The organism is Mycobacterium sp. TH-M82 (assembly GCF_057473605.1).
Genome location: NZ_JBYCKY010000464.1, coordinates 1 through 7,690 on the forward strand (window position 1 = coordinate 1; position 7,690 = coordinate 7,690).

Below are 7,690 nucleotides of genomic sequence, written 5' to 3' on the forward strand. Positions count from 1 at the left end.
GCCATCGACAGCGCGTCGGCGTAGCGCAGGTCGATCTCCTGCTGGCCGGGCGCGTTTTCGTGGTGGCTGTACTCGACCGAGATGCCCATCGTCTCCAACGCCTCGATCGCGTGCCGGCGGAAGTTGGTTGCCGAGTCGTGTATCGCCTGGTCGAAGTAGCCGGCGTCGTCGATAGGAACCGGCACCGACCCGTCGTAAGGGCCCGGCTGCAACAGGAAGAATTCGATCTCGGGGTGCACATAGCAGGTGAAGCCCAGGTCCGCAGCCCGGGACAACTGACGGCGCAGCACGTGCCGGGAGTCCGCCCAGGCCGGTGAGCCGTCCGGCATGGTGATGTCGCAGAACATCCGCGCCGAGTGGTGTGCGCCGCCGGTGCCGGTCCACGGCAGAATCTGGAAGGTCGACGAGTCGGGGCGGGCCACGGTGTCGGCCTCCGAGACCCGGGCGAAACCCTCGATCGCCGATCCGTCGAAGCCGACACCTTCGTCGAAGGCGCCCTCGAGTTCGGCCGGGGCGATCGCCACCGACTTCAGGTACCCGAGCACGTCGGTGAACCAGAGCCGGACGAAGCGGATGTCACGCTCCTCCAGCGTGCGGAGCACAAACTCCTTCTGTCGGTCCATGACCCGAAGCGTAGCAGCGTGTGTGGGTGCTAACAGCGCAGATCCGCTGGCGGCGACACCCGGTCGACCAGATAGCGCACCACCGCGGTGTCCACGCACCGGTCACCACCGAGCACGGCGGTGTGCTGGGTGCCCTGGTAGGTGATCAACGGGGCGCGCAGTTGCCGGGCCAGGTCGACACCGGCCTGATACGGGGTGGCCGGGTCGTGGGTGGTGGACACCACCACAACCGTGCCCGGCGCCGCCGGTGCTGCGATGTGCGGCGTCGACGTCGCCGGCACCGGCCACAGTGCGCAGACATCGCGCGGGGCGTCCCCGGTGAACCCCCCGTAGGACAAGAACGGCGCGGCCTGACGTATTCGCCGGTCGGCCTCCACCCAGGACGCCGAGTCGGTCGGTGACGGCGCGTCGACGCACCGGATCGCGTTGAAGGCATCCTGCGCGTTGGTGTAGCGCCCCTGCTCGTCGCGGCCCTGATAGTCGTCGGCGAGCTCCAGCAGGTCGTCGGCGGGAGTTCCGCGCTGCAACTCGCGCAGCCCGCCGGTCAGAAGTTTCCAGTACTGCGGGGTGTAGAGCGCATTGATGGTGCCGGTGATCGCGTCGGCGTAGCTCAGGCCACGCGGGTCGCTGGTCCGCGCCGGTGCGGTGACCAGCGGATCGACCAGCCCGTGGTACCGGTTCACCGCCTGGGCGGGGTCGGTGCCCAGCGGGCAGTCGGGTGAGCGGGCACAGGTCGCGGCGTAGTCGGTGAACGCCTGTTGGAAACCGGCCATCTGGTCGACGTTCTGGTCGACCGGGCCGACCTCGGGGTCGATGGCGCCGTCGAGCACCATGGCGCGCACGTGGTCGCCGAACCGCTGCAGGTAGTCCGTGCCCAGCTGGGTGCCGTAACTAAAACCGAGGTAGTTGAGCTGCTCGTCGCCGAGCGCCTGACGGACCAGGTCCATATCGCGTGCCGCGGACACAGTCCCGACGTTGGCCAGGAACCCAGTCCCCATCCGCTCCGCGCATTGCCGGGCCAGCTGCTGGTACAGCCCCTCGATGTGGGCCACCCCCGACGGGCTGAAGTCCACCATCGGCTCGCGACGGTACGCGTCGAGGTCGGCGTCGGTGCGGCAGCGCAGCGCGGGGGTGGAGTAGCCGACCCCCCGCGGATCGAACCCCACCAGGTCGAAGCGGCGAGAAAGCTCGGTGCCCGCCAGCGCCGTTGCCAGATTGACGGCGGCGTCCACCGCCGACGCACCGGGTCCGCCCGGATTGACCAGCAGCGATCCGATCCGCTCACCGGGCCCGCCCGTTGCCGGAATCCGGATCACCGCCAGCTTGGCCTGCTCGCCGCCGGGTTGCCGGTAGTCGACGGGGACGCCGACCGTGGCGCAGCGCGCGGTGAGAAGGTCGCCGAGGACGCCGATCAGCTCCGTGCAACTGCCCCAGACCGCCGGCGCCACCTGGGGACTCTGTGGGTTCTGGGGGTCCTGGGGGTCTTGGGGATCCCCAGACACGCTGCTGCCGGACTCCGGGGAAGCGTCGGCGGTTGCGGTCTCACCGGCAGTGCCCGCCGCCGGGATCACGACAAGAGCAACCAGCAGCGCAGAGGTCATCCGTCTGGCGCGCCGCACGGCCCACAGTCTTGCAGCGTCAGGGCACGGTCCGCGGGCGGAAAGGTCACGCGTTCGTCACTATTGCCGACTATTGCCGACTATCCGCTACCGCCGCCGGGGGGACGAGGGATCGTCGGTTCCCTGAAAGGCAAGCCCGGGCTGGCAAGGCTGTTGCGGCCCTACACCCCCATACCCCGCTGACCATCGCCGCTTTGCCGGAACAACCCGCCCAAACCAACAGAACCCCAGATCAAACCTTGGGAAATTGTTCATCTCAACGGCCGTAACGTCGGTGTGGTCAGGGAAAACCCGCAGCTCAGCCGATGGATCAAGGGCTTATACGCCGAAGATGCGCAGGCTGAAGGAACCTCCCGGATTAGTTGTGGTGTCCCCCGGCTGATGTTACGTTGGCGAGCGCCGGGGGGCAGTTCGGCCCAACGGACCGTTCACAGGAGGGGGTTGGTTTCACAATGAATCGTCACAGCAACACGCAGCGTGGTCGCGCGGGCAGAGCCGTGGGGCGCCGTGCGGCCGGTGCCGCCGGCGCGGTGGGCGCGTTTTTGGCGTTCGGGATGACACCGTTGGCGTCCGCGCCAGCCGCGCACGCCGACTTCGGCTTCGACGACGCGATCGACCAGGCGATCGCCGCGCTGGTCGGTGGGTTGGGCACGGTGGCGCCCGACGACGCCGGCGCGTCGGCGGCGGCAACGGGTGACGCGCTCTCGGGAATCGATGGGGTCCTCGTCGGTCTCTGGCAGGGCCTCTATGGCGCGGTCAGTGGCTTCGATCAGGCCCTGATCGGGACCGGTATCTTCAACCTCGTCAACCCGCTGTTTGAGTTTGCTGGTGCGTGTGGCCTGCTCTGCAATGGCGTCGATGCGCATCTGACCGACGGGATGACCGGCACACTTGTCGCAGCCGGTGACGGTGGCTGGCTGGGCGGTAACGGCGGCAGCGGTGTGCTGCACGACCTTTCGACCGGTGACGTGATCACCGGGACCGGTTCGGACGGGGGTAACGCCGAGCTGATCGGTGACGGCGGGATGGGTGGTGTCGGCGCCGCCGCGCACGGCACCACGGCGGCCGGCGCCGGCCTCGACGGCGGTAGCGGCGGCTTTCTCGGGGGCAACGGCGGCGAAGGCGGCCAAGGCGGCGCCGGTCTGGCCGATGGTGGATCTGCCGACCTGATGACCGGCGGCGCCGGCGGAACCGGCGGTGACGCGCACCTGTTCGGCTTCGGCGGCGAGGGCGGCCAAGGCGGTACCGGCGGCGCCGGCGCCGCCGCGACCCAGACCAGCGACACGGGTACTGGCGGCACCGGTGGTGTCGGCGGCGCCGGCGGTAACGCCGGGTCCATCCTGGGCGATAGCGGCGGCTCCGGTGACGGCGGCACCGGCGGCGTCGGCGGTACCGGATACACCACCCTCGTGAATCTCGATGGCGGCGCCGGCGGCGCCGGCGGTCAAGCCAGCGCCGACGTCGGTAAAGCTGGGGCCATCGGGGCCGTGGGCGAAGTCGGTAGCGGTGGTGACGGCGGTGCCGGTGGCGCGGCGAGTGCCGCTGCTTCTACCGGTGGCACCGGGGGTGCCGGCGGCGACGCCATAGTCGGCGGGGCCGCCGGCAACGGTGGCACCGGTGGCGCCGACACCGGCGCCCTTGGCACCGGTGGCACCGGTGGGGCCGGCGGCGCCGGCATCAAGGACACGGGCGCTCTCGACGGCGGCGACGGCGGCAACGGCGGCGCCGGCGGTACAGGTGCGACCGGCGGCGACGGCGGCACCGGCGGCGCCGGTGGCTCTGCCGCAAGCGGCACCGGCGGCGACGGCGGCACCGGCGGCACCGGCGGTGTCGGTGTCACGGCCGGCGGCGCGGGCGGCACCGGTGGTGCCGGTGGTGCCAGCGACAGCGGGGCCGGCGGTATCGGCGGCGGCGGCGGCACCGGCGGTGACGCCAAAGCTACCGACGGCGTCGCCGGCGCGGGTGGCACCGGCGGCGCCGGTGGTGACAACTCCACAGGCGCCGCGGCCGGCGGCAACGGCGGTGACGGCGGCACCGGCGGCGATGACACCGCCGGCACCGGCGGCCAAGGCGGCACCGGCGGCCACGGCGGCAGCTCCGACCAAGTCTTGGGCGCTGCCGGCTCATCCGGCGAAGCGCAACACGACGGCACAGGCGGCGCAGGCGGCGCAGGCGGCGCAGGCGCCCAGCCCGAGTCATAGGCCGGCGCTGGCCCAATTGGGAAGGCCCCGCACACCCCAGCGTGCGGGGCCTTCCCCTTGGCCCCTGCCGCGAACCTGCAACTCCCACCCACCCCTGCGCGCAAGTTCGGCTCCCGAGACACCTCGCAGGCGTGAAAATCGCCTCGCCAGCATCACCAGACCCATCGATTACGTATTTTCCGGGTCAACCGGCGTAGCGGCCGGCGGCATGAAGAATCGCCGAGCCGCACTCGACCTGCCCGGATGGGCAGACAGAGTCGTCATTCACCGTGACACTGTCATAGCCAGCGACGGCCAACACACGACTTCGTCGACACCGACCTGGGCAAAGGCGATCCCCTAATGGGGTCGACGACGCAGCCACCGACACCGAGTGGGTGAGCCTCGGCACCGACCACGACACCACCGAATGCGCCGTGGCCACCATCGCAACCTGGTGACACACCACCGGATCGCCTGCCTACCCGACCGCGAGTCGGCTGCTGATCTGCGCACACGGCGACGGCTCCAACGGCTACCGCACCCGGTTGTGCAACGACCGAACCGGCCCGCTTCGCCGACGAGACCGCAACCCAGCCAATAAACCAGGAACGTATACGCCGAACATGCACAGGCTGAATAAACCTCCCAGATTAGTTGTGGTCTCCCCCGACTGATGTTACGTTGGCAAGCGCCGAGGGCCAGTTCGGCCCAACAGACCGTTCACACGAGGGTCATTTCACGAGGGTTATTTCACAATGAGCCGTCACAGCAGCAACGCGCAGCGTCCTCGCGCAGGCAAACCCGTGGGACGGCGTGTAACCGGTGCCGCCGGCACGGTCGGCGCGTTTTTGGCCTTCGGTATGACACCGGTGACGTCCGCGCCGGCCGCGCACGCCGACTTCGGTTTCGACGACGCGATCGACCAGGCGATCGCCGCGCTGGCCGGTGGGTTGGGCGCGCTGGCCCCCGACGACGCCGGCGCGACAACAGCGGCAGCCGGTGACCCGCTCTCCGGAATCGCGACGGCGTTTCAACAAGATGTCTATCTGCCGCTGCACAACGCCGTTGAAGGCTGGATCACCAGCGCTGTCGGTGAGCAGGTCGACAAGGTCATCAACGCGCCGTTTGTCGATCTGACCGGACGCGGGCTGATCGACAACGGTGTTGATGGCAGCCAAGCAGACCCCAACGGTGGCGCCGGTGGCTGGCTGTTGGGCGACGGAGGTACCGGCTGGAGCTCCACCCAGGCCGGTGTGGCCGGCGGCAACGGCGGTGACGCCGGGCTATTCGGCAACGGCGGTGCTGGTGGTGATGGCGGTGCCGGCGCGGCCGGCGGCAACGGCGGCAACGGCGGGTCGGTGATCGGTGACGGCGGTGATGGCGGCAACGGCGGTGCTGGAAGCGCCGGTGAGGCCGGCGGCAACGGCGGCAACGGTGGTCTTGGTGGGTTCCGATTCAGTGTCGGCGGCAACGGCGGTGTCGGCGGCGACGGCGGTACTGGTGCGGCCGGCGGAAACGGCGGCAACGGCGGGTACTTCACCCCCGATCCGACGACCCCCTACGCCGCCGAGTTCGCGATCGGTGGTAACGGCGGTAACGGCGGCGACGGCGGCGCCAGTGCGGTCGGTGGCACCGGAGGTGCCGGCGGCAACGGCGGCGATGGCGGCTTCGGTAGTTTCCTGACTGGTATCTCCGGCCACGGTGGTGACGGCGGCGCCGGCGGCGCCGCTACCGGCACCGGCAGCACCGGTGGTCCCGGCGGTGACGGTGGTGCCGGCGGCGGCGGCACGGCGAGTAAGAGTCTGTTCTTTCCCGCCTCCCTCTTCGGTACCGACGGTGGTGCTGGCGGCGCTGGCGGTGCGGGCGGGATGGCTACCGGTGTAGACAGCACCGGAGGCGCCGGCGGCGACGGCGGCGACGGCGGCGACGGCAGCTGGCTCGGCACCAGTTCCGGTGGCGCCGGCGGCGCAGGGGGTGCTGGTGGGGCAGCAGTCGGCAACGGCAGTGCCGGCGGTGCAGGGGGTGCCGGTGGTAACGGCAATTTGAGTAGTTTCTACGGGCCTGGCGTCGGTGGTGACGGCGGCGATGGTGGTGCGGGCGGCATGGCTACCGGTGTAGACAGCAGCGGAGGCCACGGCGGCGACGGCGGTAGTGGTGGGGGATCACCGTTTGGTTTTGGTGCCGCCGGTAACGGCGGGACCGGTGGTGCCGGAGGTGCGGCTTCTGGCGCTGGTGGCGCCGGCGGGGATGGCGGCAACGGCGGTTTCGGCCTTAACGGCGGCGTCGGCGGCAACGGCGGTGCCGGTGGTGACAACACCACAGGCACCGCGGCCGGCGGTAACGGCGGTGATGGCGGTGCCGGCGGCAACGAGACCTACGGCATCGGCCACGGCGGCACCGGCGGCACCGGAGGCCACGGCGGGAGCTCCGACAGCCAGGCGGGCGCTGCCGGCTCACCCGGCAGCCCGCAACACGACGGCACGGGCGGCGCAGGCGGCGCAGGCGGCGCAGGCGCCAAGCCCAAGTCATAGATCGGCGCTGAGAAATGGGGAACGCCCCGCACGCCGCGGCGTGCACACCATCCGGGCAGATCAGCCGTCAGCACTGTGTGTGCGGCGGCGGCAGGGCACCGTCGATCAGGTAGCTGGTCGCGTAGCCGTCGACGCAGTCGTTGCCCTGGAAGACCACCGTGTGCTGGGTTCCGTTGAAGGTGAGCAACCCGCTGTGCAGCTGTCTGGCCAGGTCGACACCGGCTTGGTAGGGGGTGGCCGGGTCGTGGGTGGTGGACACGATCAACGTCGGCGGCAGGCCGGGTGCATAGATCACGTGCGGCTCGCTGGTCGGCGGCACCGGCCAGAACGCGCAGGTGCTCAGCGGAGCGTCGCCGCTGAACTTCCCGTAGCTCATGAACGGGGCCACCTCGCGGGAACGCCGGTCTTCCTCGATCACCTTGGCGCGGTCTTTGATCGGGGGCTGGTCCACGCAGTTGACCGCCACCCGCGCATCGGTGGCGTTGGTGTAGCGGCCTCGCCCGTCGCGGCGCATGTACAGGTCGGCCAGCATCAACAGGGTGTCACCGTGCCCGTGGGCCAACTCGGTCAACCCATCGGTCAGGCGGCTCCAGAATGTCGGGGCATACAGCGCCATGATGGTGCCGACGATGGCGTCGGGATAGCTCAGGCCGCGCGGGTCCTTGGTCTTCGCCGGTTTGTCGACCAGCGGGTCGACCAGGCTGTGGTAGACGTCGACCGCCTTGGCGGGGTCG

4 protein-coding genes and 2 pseudogenes are annotated in these 7,690 nt (G+C 70.5%); 3 read left to right on the forward strand and 3 right to left on the reverse strand.

The genetic code is table 11. From position 1 onward, the window contains the following. Together AC2VON_RS14235 and AC2VON_RS14240 are read right to left on the reverse strand one after the other, a co-directional pair. Positions 1 to 623 (reverse strand): glutamine synthetase beta-grasp domain-containing protein (locus AC2VON_RS14235; RefSeq protein ID WP_486953532.1); only part of this gene is annotated, 623 nt, incomplete at its 3' end. A gap of 29 nt (positions 624 to 652) precedes the next feature. After that, a complete protein-coding gene (locus AC2VON_RS14240; protein ID WP_486953535.1) occupies positions 653 to 2,251 on the reverse strand; it encodes an alpha/beta hydrolase in 1,599 nt (532 codons plus the stop codon). A gap of 1,007 nt (positions 2,252 to 3,258) precedes the next feature. Between AC2VON_RS14240 and AC2VON_RS14245 the strand changes: the two are divergent. The 3 genes and pseudogenes from AC2VON_RS14245 to AC2VON_RS14255 form a co-directional block, all read left to right on the forward strand. Next, positions 3,259 to 4,122 (forward strand): annotated as a pseudogene (locus tag AC2VON_RS14245) (hypothetical protein); the annotation flags it as partial. Between the two features lie 659 nt (positions 4,123 to 4,781). After that, positions 4,782 to 4,883 (forward strand): annotated as a pseudogene (locus tag AC2VON_RS14250) (ISAzo13-like element transposase-related protein); the annotation flags it as partial. A gap of 345 nt (positions 4,884 to 5,228) precedes the next feature. Beyond that, the gene (locus tag AC2VON_RS14255; RefSeq protein ID WP_486953533.1) at positions 5,229 to 6,956 is read left to right on the forward strand and encodes a PGRS repeat-containing protein; all 1,728 of its coding nucleotides are present in this window, start codon (positions 5,229 to 5,231) and stop codon (positions 6,954 to 6,956) included. Between the two features lie 67 nt (positions 6,957 to 7,023). Here the strand turns inward: AC2VON_RS14255 and AC2VON_RS14260 are convergent. Next, positions 7,024 to 7,690: alpha/beta hydrolase (locus tag AC2VON_RS14260; protein ID WP_486953534.1), on the reverse strand; the 667-nt coding region annotated here is incomplete at its 5' end.